Annotated in this window: 17 protein-coding genes and 1 pseudogene; all 18 read right to left on the bottom strand. The window is 44.4% G+C overall.

Going from position 1 to position 18,061, the window contains the following annotated elements:
* Positions 1-24: 24 nt before the first annotated feature.
* The 18 genes and pseudogenes from PG766_RS01770 to modB all read right to left on the bottom strand — a co-directional run bounded on the left by PG766_RS01770 (position 25) and on the right by modB (position 18,055).
* Positions 25-1,281: an ABC transporter permease gene (locus tag PG766_RS01770; RefSeq protein WP_118198332.1), complete on the bottom strand. Its 1,257-nt coding sequence runs from the start codon at positions 1,279-1,281 to the stop codon at positions 25-27.
* 15 nt (positions 1,282-1,296) lie between these two features.
* On the bottom strand, positions 1,297-2,997 hold the full coding sequence (locus PG766_RS01765) for an HlyD family secretion protein (protein ID WP_118198333.1): 1,701 nt from the start codon (positions 2,995-2,997) through the stop codon (positions 1,297-1,299).
* A gap of 3 nt (positions 2,998-3,000) precedes the next feature.
* A complete protein-coding gene (locus PG766_RS01760; protein WP_118198334.1) occupies positions 3,001-4,227 on the bottom strand; it encodes an efflux RND transporter periplasmic adaptor subunit in 1,227 nt (408 codons plus the stop codon).
* A 727-nt stretch (positions 4,228-4,954) separates the two neighbouring features.
* Positions 4,955-5,335, bottom strand: a complete 381-nt coding sequence (locus PG766_RS01755; protein WP_243014318.1) for an oligopeptide/dipeptide ABC transporter ATP-binding protein — start codon at positions 5,333-5,335, stop codon at positions 4,955-4,957.
* A gap of 51 nt (positions 5,336-5,386) precedes the next feature.
* Positions 5,387-5,458 (bottom strand): annotated as a pseudogene (locus PG766_RS17025) (hypothetical protein); the annotation flags it as partial.
* Between the two features lie 137 nt (positions 5,459-5,595).
* Entirely contained in the window at positions 5,596-6,528 is a 933-nt protein-coding gene (tsf, locus tag PG766_RS01745; protein ID WP_044999250.1) for a translation elongation factor Ts, read from the bottom strand.
* A gap of 45 nt (positions 6,529-6,573) precedes the next feature.
* Complete coding sequence (rpsB, locus tag PG766_RS01740; RefSeq protein ID WP_044999249.1) at positions 6,574-7,317, bottom strand: 30S ribosomal protein S2; 744 nt, start codon at positions 7,315-7,317, stop codon at positions 6,574-6,576.
* A gap of 187 nt (positions 7,318-7,504) precedes the next feature.
* The gene (locus tag PG766_RS01735) at positions 7,505-7,642 is read right to left on the bottom strand and encodes a hypothetical protein (RefSeq protein WP_008375213.1); all 138 of its coding nucleotides are present in this window, start codon (positions 7,640-7,642) and stop codon (positions 7,505-7,507) included.
* Between the two features lie 53 nt (positions 7,643-7,695).
* On the bottom strand, positions 7,696-8,103 hold the full coding sequence (locus tag PG766_RS01730) for a GerW family sporulation protein (protein ID WP_055155563.1): 408 nt from the start codon (positions 8,101-8,103) through the stop codon (positions 7,696-7,698).
* A 36-nt stretch (positions 8,104-8,139) separates the two neighbouring features.
* The gene (locus PG766_RS01725) at positions 8,140-9,255 is read right to left on the bottom strand and encodes a DUF2953 domain-containing protein (RefSeq protein ID WP_118198335.1); all 1,116 of its coding nucleotides are present in this window, start codon (positions 9,253-9,255) and stop codon (positions 8,140-8,142) included.
* Positions 9,252-9,578, bottom strand: a complete 327-nt coding sequence (locus PG766_RS01720; protein ID WP_118198336.1) for a hypothetical protein — start codon at positions 9,576-9,578, stop codon at positions 9,252-9,254. Before PG766_RS01720 ends, PG766_RS01725 begins: the two co-directional genes overlap by 4 nt.
* A 20-nt stretch (positions 9,579-9,598) precedes the next feature.
* On the bottom strand, positions 9,599-10,936 hold the full coding sequence (locus PG766_RS01715) for a peptidoglycan D,D-transpeptidase FtsI family protein (protein ID WP_118198487.1): 1,338 nt from the start codon (positions 10,934-10,936) through the stop codon (positions 9,599-9,601).
* A gap of 76 nt (positions 10,937-11,012) precedes the next feature.
* Positions 11,013-12,545: an FtsW/RodA/SpoVE family cell cycle protein gene (locus PG766_RS01710; protein ID WP_118198337.1), complete on the bottom strand. Its 1,533-nt coding sequence runs from the start codon at positions 12,543-12,545 to the stop codon at positions 11,013-11,015.
* Positions 12,546-12,553: 8 nt separating this feature from the next.
* A complete protein-coding gene (locus PG766_RS01705) occupies positions 12,554-14,968 on the bottom strand; it encodes a U32 family peptidase (protein ID WP_118198338.1) in 2,415 nt (804 codons plus the stop codon).
* 101 nt (positions 14,969-15,069) lie between these two features.
* The gene (gene zapA / locus PG766_RS01700) at positions 15,070-15,483 is read right to left on the bottom strand and encodes a cell division protein ZapA (protein WP_008375194.1); all 414 of its coding nucleotides are present in this window, start codon (positions 15,481-15,483) and stop codon (positions 15,070-15,072) included.
* A gap of 94 nt (positions 15,484-15,577) precedes the next feature.
* Positions 15,578-16,252: a Crp/Fnr family transcriptional regulator gene (locus PG766_RS01695; protein ID WP_117556007.1), complete on the bottom strand. Its 675-nt coding sequence runs from the start codon at positions 16,250-16,252 to the stop codon at positions 15,578-15,580.
* Between the two features lie 55 nt (positions 16,253-16,307).
* Positions 16,308-17,357, bottom strand: a complete 1,050-nt coding sequence (locus PG766_RS01690; protein ID WP_117823243.1) for a sulfate/molybdate ABC transporter ATP-binding protein — start codon at positions 17,355-17,357, stop codon at positions 16,308-16,310.
* Positions 17,351-18,055, bottom strand: a complete 705-nt coding sequence (gene modB, locus PG766_RS01685) for a molybdate ABC transporter permease subunit (RefSeq protein ID WP_117823241.1) — start codon at positions 18,053-18,055, stop codon at positions 17,351-17,353. Before modB ends, PG766_RS01690 begins: the two co-directional genes overlap by 7 nt.
* Positions 18,056-18,061 lie beyond the last annotated feature (6 nt).

Genomic DNA, 18,061 nt, shown 5'->3' with positions numbered 1-18,061 from the left:
CAAATATTTCTTCTCTACATGAACCTACTCACTTCTGAGTGCATCGATCGGATTCATGTTCGCCGCCTTCACCGACGGAAGGAGTCCGAAAATAATTCCGATCAGTGTGGAAAATACTACTCCGACCAGAATAGACACTCCGCTGATTGCCACCGGAACTGCCGAGACTGCGGAAATAATATAGGCAAGCGCAATTCCTCCTGCCACACCGATCAGACCTCCGAGAAGGGTAAGCACTGCCGCTTCCGTCAGAAACTGCGTCAGGATCCTTCTTTTTCTTGCCCCCAACGCTTTTTTCAGACCGATTTCTCTCGTTCTTTCTGTCACAGACACCAACATGATATTCATAACACCGATCCCGCCAACCAGAAGTGAAATGCTTGCAATCCAGAGCAGCTGCTGGTTCGTTGAGCTGCTGATCTCCTGAATCTGGTTTGCCTGTTCCAGAAGATCTTCCCCTTTATACTTTATCGTCTCATCAGACACAGTCAGATAACTGTTCAGGATATCTGCCGCCTTTTCTCCTGCCACGGTCATCTCATCTGTGCTTGTCGCGCGGACAACCAGATTCTGCGGTTCATCGTACTGATAAATAATCGACCACAGTGTATCCGGAATACAGATCGTTCCGCTTCCATCTGTGGATACATAACGGTAATAGTCTTCCATCGAATTGATCACCGGCTGCGAATTTTCTTTTCTCGCCATCATACCGATCACGGTAAATGGCTCCCCTTTAACCTCAATAATCTTTCCGATCACATCTCCATCCGGGAATAGAGCTGTGGCTGTCGTTTTATCAAGTAGCACAACTTTCCGGTTTGCAGTAAAATCTTTTTCGGAAAAGCCACGCCCTTTTGTGATCTGAAATCCATAGGCATCCAGATAATTGGAATCTATCCCAAGAATATTACAGCTTGCCAGCTTCTGACTGCCTGCATATACAGCATCATATTCATTCCGTCTGTGATAAAGGGATGCACTTTCCACCTCATCCAGCGCCTGGATCTCACCAAGTGCCTGATCTGAAATCTCCGGTATTCCATCCGGAACCTCCTGATAAGACAGATCCAGTGTCCAGTCTCCCTGATAAAGCTGGATATTGACCGCATTATTTCCCGCACCAACCAGATTTTTCTTGATCTGCTCATTGGTTCCTTTGATCGTTGAAACAATTGCAATGATCGATCCGATTCCGATAATAATACCAAGCATCGTCAGCGCAGACCGCAGCTTATGGCTCCAGATTCCCTGAAATGCCAGCCTGATATCTTCAAGCATCTCCTCACCCCCTCGTTAATTATAATCATACAGTGAATCCACTGTCTTTGTCTTCGCACCCTCTTTTACATTTCTTCCATACGGAAATGCAATCTCATCCTCCATGGTAAGTCCGGAAACGATTTCAATGGAACCGTACATATTTTTTCCAACCTCTACATACTGCTTCTCCAGCCTTCCATGTTTTCCTTTCTTGTATACATAGGAGCGGTTTCCGTCTTCTCTTATGAACATCTGTTCCAGGTAAATCGAATTCCCACTGTCACCCGAAAGTCCGTCTACGGAAATACTGACACCCTCACCAGATGAAAGGTCTGCATCTTTCTCAACCACTGCAGTAAACGGATAGTAGGACATATTAGGATTCTCGCTGCTCTTCATACTTTCAACCGGTGAATTACCGATACTGGTGATCGTTGCCTCATAAGAGTTCCCCGTATTCCAGGAAGTCACCATCACAGTCATACCCTCTTTTAATTTATCATAGCTGCTTTCGGCAATCCCTCCGATTACATAGCAACCATTTTTTCCGGTCACAGATATAACCGGTTTATTCTCCAGCTTTGCCTCTTCTTCGTCAAGTACAGATTTTACCGTTCCCTCTACTGTACTTTTTACAACACCATTATTTACTTTTTTATCCAGCTTTTTCAATTCCAGTTGCGCTGTTCGCTTTTCCAGATCCAGGTCCTTGATCTTCTGTTCTTTTTCCTGGATCTGCTTTGCCTGCTCTTCCCTGGTCATTCCATCTGCGTCTCCTGGATCCGGTTCTTCATATCCACCAGGGTTATCCGGTTCGTCCGGAATTATCGGCTCTTCCGGTGTCCCCGGCTGCTCCGGATTTTCGGGCTTTATCACCTGTCCGGTCTTTCCGTCCAGCGTCCAGGAGTATAAAAGAAGCGTCGGTTCCTTCTCCTGATCCACTACATCAAAGATACAGACCGCCCTCTCTTCCAGCATTTTCAGCATGAACTCCGCATTTACCGTTGCTCCCGGCGCACAAAGATAGCGATACGGCTTTTCTTTTGTTCCATCTCCATCTTCATTATAAGGAGCAGCGTCCTTTGTAATCTCTTTATAAATGATCTTATCCTTCAGTTCTTCCGGAAACGGCTTCCCGATTGATGGTTTTTCCGGTCCTTCCGGATTTTCTGGTGTCTCCGGCTGCTCAGGATTTTCGGAAGTATCCGGATTTTCCCATTCATTTTTCTTTGCATCCGCAGTCCGTATTATTCCAGGTCTGGTTCCTTTTGCAGTCATTTTCCGCAGCTCATCCTGGCTTCTTTCAACAGACGAAACAATCTTTGCATTTTTCAGCTGCTCTAATTCTGCCTTTTGATTCTGAATATTCAGTTCAATCCCCTGAATCTCCATCTGCTTCATTTCCTGCTCAAGTCCTGCAAGCGTAGTATCATAGGCAACCAGACGATCGCCGATCTTCACCGTATCCCCTGATTTGACATAAATCTCCTTGATCGTAAGGGTATCATCATGGTAAATGTCCTGGCTCGCACCTGCCTGCACCTTCGCATAATCATAAATATCCGATTCTGAATACCATCCACCATTACTCATACTGGCTACCGGTGCAACCTTGACCGCTTTTTCACTTTTTTTCATTGCAAATATAATGCCGCCTCCAATGAAACATACACAGACAACCAAAGCAATCCCAATCTGAAGAATTTTTTTCTTATTTCTTTTTTGAAAAGTCATCCTTTATTCCCCCTCTTCCATGCCTCCTGCCTGTACATTTTCGTTCTTCTGAACGGCTGCTCCTTCTTTACATTCTCCATCCGGCCAGACAATATAATCCGTCTCTTTCAGTCCTTCCGTGATCTCCCATGTATCCTGCTCCTCATCATAGGCACCAAGCTTTACCTTTCTCTTTTCCAGTCTGTCCTTTTCATTTGCTACCCAGACATAAGGTTCTTTCCCGTCTGTATCTACAATATAAGCAGTCATCAGATGTAATCCCTCTGTATTTACTCCGTTTCCGGGCTCGATATATACATGCTGTCCCAGCATCAGACCATCACTGGTTTCAAGCGTTACATAAAATGGATACTTAGTTGCCCGGGCAGAAGAATCCGAACCGGAATACATCTCGCTTTGTGAACTGTTCTCCGGTTTTTCTGTGTCGATCACATCCACAGATCCCTTCCAGATTTCCTCCTGGTTATTCCTTGCCCGCACCGTCACATCCATTCCCGGCTGAAGCTCACCGATATTCTGTTCACTGATTTTTCCCTTAATTCGGTATTTTCCGGTAGAAAGAATGCTCATAAATGCCTGCTTTTCTCCACTGTAATCATCATAACCAGGATCTGGATTGATCTCCTGGATAATTCCTGCAATCGTGGATGTCACCGTGGATGATTCCAGACTCTTCTTCGTCCGGTTCACTTCCAGTTCTTTTACTTTATAATTATATTCTTCCTGTTTTACATTCGTCTGCAGCTCCTGGATCTGCGTTGTATAAGAAAGCTGCTCACCTGCCGGTGCATTCTTTTTCTCTGTCGTTAAGGCCGCAATCTGTGAATTCAGATTGGAAATACTGTTTCCTATCTTTTCCAGTTCCAGATTTCCCTGCTCCAGTGTCATCGCAAGCTCCTCTGTATCATATTCAAAGAGTTTCGTCCCAGGCTCCACTTCCTGCCCTTTTTCCACGAAAATCTCTTTCACTTTCTGTCCTTCTGAAAGTGAGATTTTCAAAGTATCCTGCGCCTCCACAACGCCTGCAAAGCGGTTCACGGTTCCGCTTCCGTTTCCGGTGATCACGCTGACCTTATCCGCGTAGAGGATGTTCTTCGCGGAATCCTTCCCCCCTCCTGAAACCATGTGCAGGATTGCGGCAATCAGAGCGACTGCAAAAATAAAGCATACAATAAAAATCACCTTTTTCTTCCCCATCAGATTGTCTTTGAAACTCCTATTTACATTCATTTTCATTCCCTCCTCATCATTCTACTTTTAAGGTGTAAAAGTTTGTTGAAGTTAGTCCGACAAAGTGTATATAGAAAGTGCTGCGGCTTCCCTTCGGCAAACCATTCCGAGGAACCTCTGAAAGCGGGAATCGTGTTCAGCAAAGGCTTCCACGATTCCTGAGTTTCTTCTCCATTGCCTCAATAAGGAAGCCGCAGCACTTTCTATATACACTTTGTCCCTCTAAGTTATCGCACAATACCATCGCCCCATAACTTAAATTCCGATGTCCAATCATAGCTTCAGTATACTGGAAAACAGTGGAGAATACTATTTATATTTTCTTAATTTTCATTCATTTTTATATCGCTTGATTTTTTGACTGAATTTTCATTCTTTTTAAATATACATGTAATGCCCCATAATAGCAGTCCCACTACTTTTTTGAACATTGAACACCCAGAAGGGCAAAGCCAGCAAAGTAGAATGGGTGCGACATAGAAAAGTAATCCCGTAGATTCACTTTTTGCGCAATGGAGAGGAAACCCAGGAATCGTGGAAGCCTCTGCTGAACACGATTCCCGCCCCAAGGGGTTCCTTGGAATGATTTGCGCAATGGAATCTACGGGATTACCTTTCTATGTCGCACCCTCACAACCTCCCCTCCATGCCCTTCGTCCCCCCTTCTACATCCACCAAAAATACACCGCAGGATTTCCCCATTTCCTGCGGTGTTTTCTTACATACTCTATTCTTCTACCATATGACAAGCTACTTTATGCCCCGCCTTCACTTCTCTGAAAACCGGTGCTTCCTGTCTGCATTTTTCTGTCGCATTCGGACAGCGTGTGGAGAACGCACAACCCTTAAAATCTTCGGTTCTGACCGGCTGTTCTCCGGAAAGCTCTGAAAATCCGTCCCGCTCAATATACGGATCCGGCACAGAAGCAAAAAGTCCTTTCGTGTACGGATGGAGTGGATTTGCAAACAATTCTTCGGTATCGGTTTCTTCTACCAGTGTTCCCAGATACATAACCCCAATACGATCTGAGATAAAACGGATAACACCGATATCGTGTGAAATAAATAAAAGGCTGAGTCCCAGTTCCTTCTGAAGCTGCATCAGCATATTCAGGATCTGTGCCTGAATCGATACGTCAAGCGCAGATACCGGTTCATCACAGACGATCAGCTTTGGTCCGATAACAAGGGCACTTGCAATACCAAGACGCTGTACCTGCCCACCGGAAAGCTCGTGCGGAAAACGGAAATAATGGTCTTCGGAAGTCTAAAAAAGGACATTCGCAATCCGCTTTGCTACTTGCTCATAACAAAAATGAGATTGCAAAGCAATCCCATTTTCGTTAAATTCTTTTGTGAACTGTTCGATTATGCGTTCATCTGAGCTGCAACTTCAGCTGCGAAATCTTCATTTTTCTTTTCAAGACCTTCACCTGTCTCGAAACGAACGAATTTCTTCAGAGTGATAGTTGTTCCGTTAGCTTTTCCAACTTCATCAAGGTATTTAGCTACAGACTGTTTTCCGTCTTCAGCTTTTACATATACCTGATCTAACAGACAGATTTCCTTCATCTCTTTGTTGATACGTCCAGAAATCATTCCCTGGATAACCTTTTCCGGTTTCTGAGATTCTTTCGGGTCGTTCATGATCTGAGCAAGAAGAATTTCTTTCTCATGTGCGATGTAATCAGCATCTACATCTGCCTGGCTTACATACTTAGCATTTAAAGCTGCTACCTGCATAGCTACGTTTTTCAGAGCTTCTTTAACAGCATCGTTAACAACTGCTGTATCAGCTTCTACAAGAACACCGATACGTCCGCCACCGTGAATGTAAGATACTACACAGCCATCTGTAACGATCTTTTCGAATCTTCTGATGCTGAGCTTTTCTCCGATTACAGAAATCTTTTCTGTAAGTGCATCGTTAACTGTCTTAGAAGCATCTTCGTTCCAAGCTTCAGCCATGAATCCTTCCATATCTGTAGCTTTTGTAGTAAGTGCCTGATTAACAACTGCTTTTACGAATGCCTGGAAATCAGCGTTCTTAGCAACGAAGTCTGTCTCAGAGTTAACTTCTACGATAGCTGCTGTCTTATCTTCTTTAACGTCTGCCATAACAATACCTTCAGCTGCGATACGTCCGGCTTTCTTAACAGCCTTAGCTTCGCCATTCTTTCTGAGGTATTCGATTGCTGCATCCATATCTCCGTTAGATTCGTTCAGAGCTTTTTTGCAGTCCATCATACCAGCGCCTGTCATTTCTCTTAATTCTTTTACCATGCTTGCTGTGATTGCCATGATTTTTTCCTCCATCTTTCAATATGATCTTTTGGATTGTTCGAATTATTCTTCTGTTGTTTCTTCAGCTGTTTCTACGTCTTCGCCTTCGTAAACTTCTTCTGCTTCGCCCTGGTTTGCTTCGATTACAGCATCAGCCATCTTGGATACGATAAGTTTTACAGCTCTGATAGCATCATCATTTCCTGGAATTACATAATCAAGTTCTTCCGGATCACAGTTTGTATCAGCAATACCGATCAGCGGGATTCCAAGTGTGTGAGCTTCCTGAACACAGATTCTTTCTTTCTTAGGATCTACTACAAAGATAGCATCCGGGATTCTCTTCATTTCTTTGATTCCGCCAAGGTTCTTTTCAAGCTTTTCCCATTCTTTCTTGATTTCGATAACTTCTTTCTTCGGCAGTACATCGAATGTTCCGTCTTCTGACATAGCTTCGATTTCTTTCAGACGAGCGATTCTGCTCTGGATTGTCTTGAAGTTTGTAAGCATTCCTCCAAGCCATCTTTCGTTAACATAGTACATTCCGCAACGTTCTGCTTCTGTCTTGATAGCGTCCTGAGCCTGTTTCTTTGTTCCTACGAAAAGGATCTTTCCACCTTCTGCTGCAATGTCAGATACTGCCTGGTAAGCTTCATCTACTTTACCTACAGATTTCTGAAGGTCGATGATGTAGATACCATTTCTCTCTGTGTAGATGTACTCTGCCATCTTAGGGTTCCATCTTCTTGTCTGATGTCCGAAATGAACACCTGCTTCTAAAAGTTGTTTCATTGAAATAACGCTCATGTTTCTTTCCTCCATTGGTTTTTTACTTCCGTGTGCTTATGTCCGCGAACCATGCTTGTCAGCTTTGGCACCACCGGGATAAACCACACACGTGTTTTTTTGCAACGTTAGCATTGTATCACAAAAGCCCTGCGTACGCAAGGCTTTTTTCAGGGTTTCCCCTGCAGGTTCTCATATTTTTTCAAAATCAGCAGCAAAAAAGCTGATATCCGACAAGGAGGCACAGCAGAACGATCAGAATTCCGATAAATATGCTCGGAATGAACATCATGATCACCATACCAAGTGCTACAAAAAACAGTGCAAAACCAAATACCCGTTTCATCTTCGTTCCTGCTTTTTCCTCTTTTACAATAAATATATGCCAGAAACCTACGTCTATTCCTGATTTTCCGGAGAATCTGCTTCATTTAACAGATCTGCCACATCCTCTTCGGTCATTTTATCCTCAGATGGGGATTTAAAACGGTCGATCACATCCGGGACCATATCCAGGATCTTGGTCATGGTATCCTGATTCTTGATGTTGACCAGTCTAGTTGTTCCGTTCTGGATCACAAGCACTGCACTTGGAATCATCTTGCCGCCAAGTCCGCCGGCTCCTCTGTCCTTTTTGTCCGCATGAAATGCCCCTGCCCCGATTGCAAAAGATACATCAACAAGCGGAAGAATGATCGTATCTCCGATGTGGATCGCATCTCCTACAACGGTTTTGGATGATACCACGCCGTTCATCCCTTTAAACAATGCATCTACTGTCTCTTTAAACTGATTATCTACTGCCATTTTTTCGATTCCTCCTGTTATTTTCTATCGAATGCTTTACCATTTAAACTCCCTGATATCATGATAAGTGCTGCGAATATTCTTATCCAGCAGCATCTTTGCTGCAAATACTGCCATATGAACTGTTCTTAGTCTTCCTTTTACATAAACGGAACCTTCCAGTACCCGCTTTTCAAAATCCGGTTCCAGATCCATATTTTCTCCGATAAATGCATAAAACATTCCACAAAGTGCCAGTACCTGTCCGGTATGGTAAGGATCTTCAAAACCGAAATGCAGTTTTACGCGAAGCTTTTTCGGCTTCAGAAAATGCTTCACCCAGACCAGTTCCTTTTTGCCACGTGCAAAAGCTGCTTTATGATTTTCCTGTTCCAGGAACTCCAGAATTTTATCTTTTTTATCTGCGATATTTTTTATTTTATCACATAAATTCTTCCATGTACATTTGATCTTTTCCAGGATTTCCCGAAGCTTCTGACTGAGCTTCCGGATCAGTTTTCCAAATGCTTTGACCGGTTTCTTCCGTTTTCGTGGAGTTTTGTGAGCCTTTCCGGATCCTCTCTCGTCATGAACATCCTTTTTTTCTCTGGATTCACTTTCCTTTTCCGGTGTAGCATTCTCTTCTTTTTTTTCTGAAAATGTTTTCACCTTCGTGTCAGGACTTCCCTGTGTTTCTGTTTTGGACTTCTCATCTTTCACGTCCGCATGCTCTGGCTTTGCATACGTTCCGCTTTCGGCTCTCTTTTCCGGCAGCGTCTGCGGCTTCTTTACATCTGCCGCATCATTTCTTTCTGCCGTTCTCTCACTGGCATTCTCCGCACCGGCTTTTTTTCCGCCATCCGGCTTTCTCTCCTTCTTTCTCGCCGGTTTATCTTCCGCTTCCAGAACATCTCCCAACTTCTTCCAGGCAATCCGCCCCTGCCATTTCACATCACCGTTCCGATACTCCACTCTTCCTGCAATCAGATGAAGCAGCCATGAAATCTTAAGATTCCCCTCTGCATCTTCCAGCTTTCCCGGAAACTCGGCACGCAGTTCATACCTCAGCGGTACAAAGAGAAGGACACCGATCACAAGTAGCAGGATTCCAAGAATCACCAGAAGAAGAATCCCGATAATCTTCAAAATCAATCCAATGATATGTAGAATCATTCTTCTTCCCTCTCCTGCTTTCTGATGTAGGACCGGATATCCAGATCCCCTGTTTTTTCATAAACTTCCTTTGCGATCTCTTCTACCAGATACAGCGCATCATCATATCCGCTTGCAAGACCAACTGCGAAAATATCATCATCGATCACACTTCCCTGGCGGAACATCAACGTCGAATAAAATTCCAGCTGATTTTCCCCTTCTTCGATCAGTGCGATCACATAAGTTTTCAACGGATATTTTTTTTTATTCAGTTTTGCAATCACTTTTTCTTTCTTTTTTGCCATGCTCTCACTGACATAAAGATTTTTGTAAAACCTCATGTGCGCTGTCTCCCCGACCTTTAATTATTATAGTAAGAATCAAACACCTGCTTTGCGACACTGACACCAGTAATGGTCGCTGTATCTGCATCCTCGACACAAACGCTGATCGCCAGCTCCGGATTATCCACATTGGAAAATCCGACAAACCAGGAATGTACTGTATTTCCATCTTCACTGACCTCGGCAGTTCCGGTTTTCCCTGCCACTGTATAAGACGCACCTGAAAGCGCAGCTCCGGTACCATAATCCACAACCGCCTTCATGTATTCCGTAAGCTGTGCAGCTTCAGATGATGTCATAAGCTCTTTGTAGCTTTCCGGCATATATTTCTTCACCGTTGTGCCTGCATAATTTGTAATCTTGTCCACCAGATACGGCTTCATCAGCTTTCCACCATTTGCGATCGCCGAAACGATCATCGCCATATGGTACGGACTGACCTGTGTCTCTCCCTGACCAATTGCAGTCATCATCGTATCTGCATCTCCTGCATCTGTTTTCAGGCGGAAACTGCTTTCATTATATTTCACATCACCCGGAAGCTTGCTGTTAAACAGCATCTGTTTGGCAGTCTTTCTCCATTCTGCCTTATCCAGCTGCAGCCCGATATTTGAAAACGAAGAATTGCAGGAATTTGCAACCGAATCCGTCAGATTCTCTTCCCCATGGGCAGTGCTGTTATAACAGTGGATCGTCGCCCCATTCTGTGAAAATTCTCCATTACATTCAAACGAATAATTATTATAATCTGGATTCTGCCGCATAAAAGCAAGTGTTGTCACCAGCTTGAATGTCGACCCCGGTGTATACTGTCCAAGTGTAGCCCTGTTAAGAAGCGAACTGTTCTCGTCATTGTTCAGTGCATCCCAGTTTTCCGAAACATTATTCGGATCAAAAGACGGCTTCGATACCATTGCCAGAATCTTCCCTGTACTTGGCTCCATCACGACAACTGCACCTTTGTTATCTCCCAGTGCATTATATGCTGCATTCTGCAGGTTCGCATCCAAGGTTGTGACCACCGTATCTCCCGTATTCTTCTGGTCTTTAAATTCATTCGCCAGCTTTTCCAGGAAAAAGGCATTTGAAGTCAGAAGATTGAAATTCTGTGAGGATTCCAGTCCGGATTTTCCTTTTGCGGCATATCCGACAACATGTGAAAACACTTCTCCATCCGGATATTCCCGTGTTTCCGATCCATCGTCATTTGTCACAGTCTGTGCAAGCACTTCTCCATTTTTATCTGTAATACTGCCACGCAGCACACGGTCCGCAAGAAGATCCTGACGGATATTGTACGTGCTGTTGACAACCTCTTTACTTTTTACCACATTAAAATAAACCAGATATCCCATCAGTACCAAAAACAGTGTTACAAAAATATAAGTAACTCTCGTCAGTTCTTTATTGGTCATCTGCTTCTCTTTTTTCTTACTGGCTCCGCTTCTTTCTGCCTGTGCTTCTTTCGGACGCCGCTGTCCGTTTTTTAGGCTGCTGCGTTCGGCCTTTTTCTTCGGTTCGCCATCCGTTCGTCTGCTGCGGCTTTTTCCTTCTGCCTTCTTCTTTTGGTCGTGATACCCGCTCTCGTCTGGCAGGCTCTCCAGCTGCTGATCCAGATCTGGAAGTTCGTCTTCTCTGTAATTTTTTTCTTTCAATGTCTTCTTCCTCGTCTTCTCTTAATACATACAGTCCCTGAATGATCGCAAACATAATGATCGTACTGAGAACGGAGGTTCCACCGTAGCTTACCAGCGGAAGTGTCACTCCGGTAGACGGAATGAACTTTGTCACACCTCCGATCGTCAGAAATGTCTGAAAAATATAACAGGTTCCAAGTCCCAGTGCCACCAGTTTATAAAAGCTGTCCCGAAGCTGCATCGCAATATTCAGAAACATCATATAAACACTGACACATACCAGTATCAGACCAAGTGCAAAAATCAGTCCCATTTCCTCCGCAATTGCCGAAAAAATGAAATCTGACTCTGCAACAGGTATCTGATCTGCCGCCCCTTGAAAAAGTCCCATTCCAAACCAGCTTCCTGTGCCGATCGCCATCAAGGATTGTGCCACCTGATAACCACCTTCATTGTAAACGGTAAATGGATTCTTCCATACCAGTACACGCACACGGACGTGGTTAAATAATTTATATGCCACAACTGATGCCCCACTTCCTGCAATCAGCCCGACAAGTACATAAAGTGGCTGTCTGCTTGCCACATAGAGCATCACCAGATATACAGCAAAAATGATCAGCGCCGCACCAAGGTCTTTTGATACAACCAGGATCAGCACATGCATTGCTGCCACTGCCGTTGTGATCACAATATTCTTAAATGAAGTATCAGTCTTCAGACTCGCCGCAACGAAAAATACAAAAATGATCTTCACAAGCTCAGATGGCTGAAGGGTAAAACCTCCGATTGCAACATTCAGCATCGCTCCTCCAGTCACACGTCCTACAATGATAACGACCCCAAGCATTACAACACCTGCAATTGCATAGAATATTTTCCATTCTGACAGAGCTTTTACCTTCCGGATGATGACCGGGATCACAAGACTTATCGCTACAGATGCACTGACAATGAGAAACTGCTTTACCGCAAGCGAATACGAAAGTCTGGTGATCATAATAAAGCCGATTGCCATCAGCATACACATATTATTTACAACCAGTCGCGACACCCGCGGGTAAATTATTGTATACAGCAAAATGATCGCCAGAAACAGTACCACCTGCATCCCGTAAAATCCGATCATTTTTGTTTCATTTGTCTGCAGATACATCACCAGAAATGCAATCATATGAAGCAGAAACATCAGCACATTCTGCTTTCTGAAAATACTTCTCTGTGTATACTCATCTGCGTAATTAAATACTGCAAAACATTCAAATGTATAGACCAGCATCAGGGCTATCATCAGATATTTTGACAGCTCTACAATTATATTGATCAAAATTCCACCTACTTTATTCCTCTTTTCCAGTGTCCCCTGGTGTACGTTCCCTCCGGAAGCTCTTTTCCTTCAAAATACGCACTTAAAATCTGCCTTACCTCCTGCTGCCTTTCAGTAGTAAACATCAGTCGGATCCGCCCAGGGCCGATCTGATATACCTCTTCCATCCGGTCTCCCAGATATAATGGTACATAATTGTAAAGGATATTATAACAGTAATCACATTCATTTTTTACCACAAATGGATTACGATATCTGTCAGTTATTGTCGTCTGTCCGGATTTTTTCAGACATCCTCTGGTCGTTTTCTGAATACATCCTGCAGATATCATCATCGGAAAATAACCATATACGATCACTTCTCCATCCTTTACCCGGAGATCCTGGAGTTCTCTTTCTGTCAGTTCCACGGGCGCTGTAAATTCAAAAACTCCCTTTTCCTTCCAGAATTTCCTGCTTTCCTGATTAAATTCATACAGATTGTAATCGGTCATAATCCTTCCGGTATAACCATGCTCTTTCAGAAACGCAAAACTTTCATAATTGGCGATCAGAATGCCGTCCCATCCGGCTCCGAATATCCGGTTATATGCAGCTTCATACTGTTTTCGGGTTCTTTCCCGGAAAATATACGGCATGACCAGATAAATTTCTTTCCCTGTTGCATGTACTTTTGTAATCCACTCCACATAGCTATCCTTCTCCCAGATGCAAGGGAACATGGTACAATCCACATAGATTCTTCCGATTGCTTCTTCTTCCAGAATCACTTCCATCTGTTCTGCGGTTCTTACCGATGCCGTCCATCCGGAAAGTACCTCTTCTTCCATTGAAAGCTCTATCGTATCTTCTTCCGGATCTTTCACTTCACCACTTCTTCTGTATTTCTCACAGATCACTTTTTCCAGTGTCTCCAGTGCTTCCCTTCGAAGTTCGTTCAGGCTCTGCATCGGAAGAAATACTTTTTCTCCGATCTCGACCTTTAAAAAGGAAAATTCAAATTCCGTATTTCCCGTCTTGCGCAGCTGCTTTTCAATCCGCTCTCTGCTCATCGGCTGGCTCAGTGCTTCCTGTGCTTTTTCACCGGTAACCGTAATCTCGGCATCCCGGCACTTCACTGTAAGCGTTGCCGCTTCCTGCGGATACAGCCGGAAAGTTCCGCAGATCCGTTCTTTTATTTTTCCATTTACAAATTCTTCATGCAGTCTCTCAATCAATGCGCTGTTTCTTGTACGCATCCAGATTTCGTCCCTCTTGAACGGGGTATCTGCAAATACCGGGATCTGCACATTCATTCCTTTTCTGACTGCATCCTTACAGGTATAATTATCTGCCTTTTCCCTGCCTTTGCGCATCGGGAGCTCAATAATATCCTGCGGAGACAGGTCTGTCATTGCTTTTGCAGTCACAGTTCTGCCTTTTTTAGCAAGTACCTTTACTGCCGGCACTCCTGCATGGTTCGGACGGTTTAAAGAAACCATCTCCCGTCCATTCTGTGTATGATAATAACCCGTATGGAAACCGCCACGGTTATAGAGATCCAACAGCATCTGCCGGTCCTCCTCGCAGACACGGTATTTCTTCATCGCATACGCTGCCGGATCCTCTCCTGCCGGACATTCTTCGTAATATTTCAGATAAAGATCGGCATATTTCCGGTACTGGAAAGCGACTGCTGCCGCATACTCCGGCTTCTTCATCCGTCCTTCAATTTTGAAAGAATAAATCCCGCTCTCGATCATCTCCGGGATCAGTTCCAATGTACAGATATCCTTAAGACTCAGCAGATACTGTGGTCTCTTTGCTTCCGGTGTCCGGTAAAGCAGTCTGCACGGCTGTGCGCACTGTCCACGGTTGCCACTTCTGCCGCCGATAAAACTGCTGAACAGGCACTGACCGGAATAGCAATAGCAGAGTGCACCATGTACAAAGCTTTCAATCTCGAGTTCTGTCTCATCGGCAATCTTCTTCACCTCTGCCATACTCAGTTCTCTGGATGTAACAATCCGCTGTGCACCTTCCTTTTCCAGAAACTTCGCCCCATCCACTCCCGTAAGCGTCATCTGGGTACTTGCGTGGATCGGAAGATCTGGAAAATGCTTCCGGATAAAACGGAACAGTCCAATATCCTGCACGATCACCGCATCCAGCCCCTGCCGGTAATAAGGGAGCAGATAATCATACATCTGTTTTTCCATCTCACGGTCTTTGATCAGTGTATTCACGGTCAGATACAGTCTTCTTCCATGCAAATGCACATAATCAATTGCCTCTAAAAGTTCTTCCTCCGTCAGGTTATGTGCATAAGCACGTGCCCCGAAAAGGGCTCCCCCTGTATATACCGCATCAGCTCCTGCTGCAATTGCCGCTTTCAGGCACTCCATACTCCCTGCCGGTGCAAGGATTTCAACTCTGTCTTTCATATAACTCCTCTATCTTTAAATAACCTGTATACAAAGCCCCTGTGTTGCAGACATTTCTCTTTGTATACCGGAGTATCAAAAATAGACTGCCTCAGGACAGTCTATTTTGTACGGTGATTTTTCATTTCTGTTTCAAGCTGTACGATCTTCATCTGAAGTTCCTGGTTTTCTGCCTTGAGTTTATCCAGTGCTTTTTCAGCATTCTCATACTTGATCTGTACTGAGATCAGTTCATGCTTTAAATCGTACATCTCCTTGTCTTTTGCCTCGATGTCGCTTTCTAATGCGCCGCCCTGTTTCTTGGCTTTAAAATAATCATCTGCTATATTTAAAGCAAGAAGCACACTTCTGGCTTCCGCACTCTGCTTGCGATATCCATCGCTGCTTGTACATTCCTCGATTTTATGGTTCAGATAAGTGGATACCTTCTGCAGATAATCTTCACTCTCAAATCCGCTCAGGGTGAATACCTTACCGCCTATCAAAACTTCTGTATAATTTTTTGACGATGCCATAAAGAACCTCCTTGCCGCCTAATCCTTTTTTCATTATAAACTATATTCTGATAAAAACCAACCACTTTTCGATATTTTCAGCAGAAATTCTGTTTTATTCTTTATCAGTCAGCTCAAAATGATTCTTTCTGACCTTCAAAATCCCCTCTTTTTCCATTTTTTTCAACTCATGTGACAGCACACTCCGGTTGATTCCCAGATAATTCGCCATCTGTTCTCTGTTAAATTCAATATCAAATGCACTGCTTTTGTGGCGGCTTTGCTGAACTCTCAGATACCGCTCGATTCTTTCCCGGATCCCTCTGATTGACAGCAGTTCGATTTTCCTGCACTTGCGGATATCTTCATTTGCAAGGAAATGAACCGTCTTCTTGTAAAACTCAATCCTCTCACGTAGATCCAGAACACCCTCTTCTTCCATCGCCCGTACAGGGAACCAGAAAATGTGCGCCTGTTCCGATGCATAAATATCATAAGGACTCGTCTTTTTTTCACTGACCGCAATCTCCACTCCCACAACAAACGAGCTGACCAGCTTCTGGACCAGCTGTTCGGTTCCATCCCGGTAATACTGCACTTTACAGAGCCCCCCGTCAAGCAGGATTCCGATATTGTTCAGTTTTTCTCTTTCTCTTATGATGATTTCGCCCTTGTCATAGGTTACGGTTCTGCCGCCTAACCGGTCAATGATCTCATCCGCTTTCTTCCGATCCATATCACAGAAGAAAATGCTCCGGTAAATCGCTTCCCTGTCTTGTTCTTTCTGCATTTATGCTGCCACCTTCTGCCCGTTTTCTTATTTGTCCATTATAGCATCTGTCACGCTATCCTTCAAGGAACAGCACTTTTTCTTCCGGAAATGCGAGTGCATCCGGCATTCCTTTTTCTTCCAGAGTAGCAGAAATCTCTCTTTGGACAAACCAGCAGAAATCCTCACATCCCGACTCGCATCGGATAAAATATTTTCGTTCAAATGGATAATCCACACTTTTCCATTCTTTAACTTTCAGCATAGCACCGGATATCGTTCCATACACCGGAATAAGATCATGAGCTCGGATCCCGATCGCCTTCACATTCTCCGACACAGTGCGTCTTTTAAAAGTCAGCTGCACATCCCAGTCTTTCACATACACCGTCTGCGCATCCATCCGGCAAACATCTGCAATATTTTTACATCCGGTAAGTCTTGCCGCTGTTTTATAGCGCGGTGCATTAAATACTTCTTTTACCGGACCCAGGCGTATTCCATGTCCATCTTCAATTACCAGAACCTCTTCACTGAAGCTGTAGATTTCATCCCTGCTGTGGGACACCATGATCACCGTACCTTCATAATCACTCAGCATTTCCATCAGCTCGGTCAGCATCCGCTCACGAAGATACGCATCCAGTGCCGAAAATGGTTCATCCAGAAGGATTACGTCCGGTTCATATGCCATAATCCGTGCCAGTGCCGTTCTCTGCTGCTGTCCGCCGGAAAGTTTTGACGGATAAAGCTTTTCCAGTCCGTCCAGCTGGAAATGATGGATCAGCTGTTCTACCATTTTCTGCTTATCTTCTTTGTTTCCAGTAAATCCAATCCCGATATTCTGCTCCACGGTCATGTTCGGAAACAACGCATAATTCTGAAAAAGATAACCGACTTTCCTTTTTTGTGGCTTCAGAAAAATCTTTTTTCCGGCATCAAAAAGGGTAACTCCGTCAATCACGATCCGCCCTTTTTCCGGTCTTTCGATCCCGGCAATACTTTTCAAGGTCAGGCTTTTCCCACATCCGGAAGCGCCCAGGATTCCGATTCGCTTTTTTTCACTTTTAAAGGCAACATCCAGCCTGAATTTTCCATACTGTTTTTTTATCTCTAGTTCTACCATTGCTTTGTATGTTTCATTCCCTTTCCAAATGCCAGATTCATAAGTACTACTATTCCGAATGCGATCAGGATTACAATTCCGACCCACACGCCTGCCGTCTGATAATCACCGTCCTGGATGACCATTGCAATCCTCTGGGAAATGGTTGCCGTCTTTCCTGGAATATTGCCCGCAAGCATGGAGGTCGCACCGTATTCTCCAAGCGCTCTTGCAAATGCAAGAATTGTACCGGATGCAACTCCAGGACCTGCCGCCGGCATGATCACCCTCCAGAAAATCTTCCACTCCGGCATACCGAGCGTCTGCGCCGCATAGATCAGGTTCACATCCACCTGTTCAAATGCTGCTCTTGCATTCCGGTACATCAGTGGAAATGCAATCACAGTTGCCGCGATCACGCATCCTGCCCAGGACTGTACGATCTTGATATCAAATGTCGTATAAAGACACGATCCAACGGTTCTTCTCGTACTGAAAATGAGCAGCAGGAAAAATCCTGCAACCGTCGGCGGAAGCACCAGCGGCAGTGTCAGAATCCCATCCAGCACAGCCCTGAGACCCGTCTTCGCTTTCAGCACCTTTCTTGCTGCCCATATTCCCAGGAAGAATGACACAATCGTTGCTGCGATTCCTGTTTTGATTGAAATGAAAAGCGGACTCCAGTCAAGCCCTGCAAGAATCTGTCTTATTTCTTCCATATCATT

Origin of the sequence: Coprococcus sp. LG101-27, from assembly GCF_027695515.1 — a bacterium.
GTDB classification, from domain to species: domain Bacteria; phylum Bacillota; class Clostridia; order Lachnospirales; family Lachnospiraceae; genus Allocoprococcus; species Allocoprococcus comes.
This window is presented reverse-complemented; position numbering and strand designations above follow the sequence as displayed.

Coding starts and splice junctions, on each gene's coding strand:
- PG766_RS01770 (WP_118198332.1), bottom strand. CDS start 1,281: ATGCTTGAAGATATCAGGCTGGCATTTCAGGGAATCTGGAGCCATAAG.
- PG766_RS01765 (WP_118198333.1), bottom strand. CDS start 2,997: ATGACTTTTCAAAAAAGAAATAAGAAAAAAATTCTTCAGATTGGGATT.
- PG766_RS01760 (WP_118198334.1), bottom strand. CDS start 4,227: ATGAATGTAAATAGGAGTTTCAAAGACAATCTGATGGGGAAGAAAAAG.
- PG766_RS01755 (WP_243014318.1), bottom strand. CDS start 5,335: ATGCTGATGCAGCTTCAGAAGGAACTGGGACTCAGCCTTTTATTTATT.
- tsf (WP_044999250.1), bottom strand. CDS start 6,528: ATGGCAATCACAGCAAGCATGGTAAAAGAATTAAGAGAAATGACAGGC.
- rpsB (WP_044999249.1), bottom strand. CDS start 7,317: ATGAGCGTTATTTCAATGAAACAACTTTTAGAAGCAGGTGTTCATTTC.
- PG766_RS01735 (WP_008375213.1), bottom strand. CDS start 7,642: ATGAAACGGGTATTTGGTTTTGCACTGTTTTTTGTAGCACTTGGTATG.
- PG766_RS01730 (WP_055155563.1), bottom strand. CDS start 8,103: ATGGCAGTAGATAATCAGTTTAAAGAGACAGTAGATGCATTGTTTAAA.
- PG766_RS01725 (WP_118198335.1), bottom strand. CDS start 9,255: ATGATTCTACATATCATTGGATTGATTTTGAAGATTATCGGGATTCTT.
- PG766_RS01720 (WP_118198336.1), bottom strand. CDS start 9,578: ATGAGGTTTTACAAAAATCTTTATGTCAGTGAGAGCATGGCAAAAAAG.
- PG766_RS01715 (WP_118198487.1), bottom strand. CDS start 10,936: ATGGGATATCTGGTTTATTTTAATGTGGTAAAAAGTAAAGAGGTTGTC.
- PG766_RS01705 (WP_118198338.1), bottom strand. CDS start 14,968: ATGAAAGACAGAGTTGAAATCCTTGCACCGGCAGGGAGTATGGAGTGC.
- zapA (WP_008375194.1), bottom strand. CDS start 15,483: ATGGCATCGTCAAAAAATTATACAGAAGTTTTGATAGGCGGTAAGGTA.
- PG766_RS01695 (WP_117556007.1), bottom strand. CDS start 16,252: ATGCAGAAAGAACAAGACAGGGAAGCGATTTACCGGAGCATTTTCTTC.
- PG766_RS01690 (WP_117823243.1), bottom strand. CDS start 17,357: ATGGTAGAACTAGAGATAAAAAAACAGTATGGAAAATTCAGGCTGGAT.
- modB (WP_117823241.1), bottom strand. CDS start 18,055: ATGGAAGAAATAAGACAGATTCTTGCAGGGCTTGACTGGAGTCCGCTT.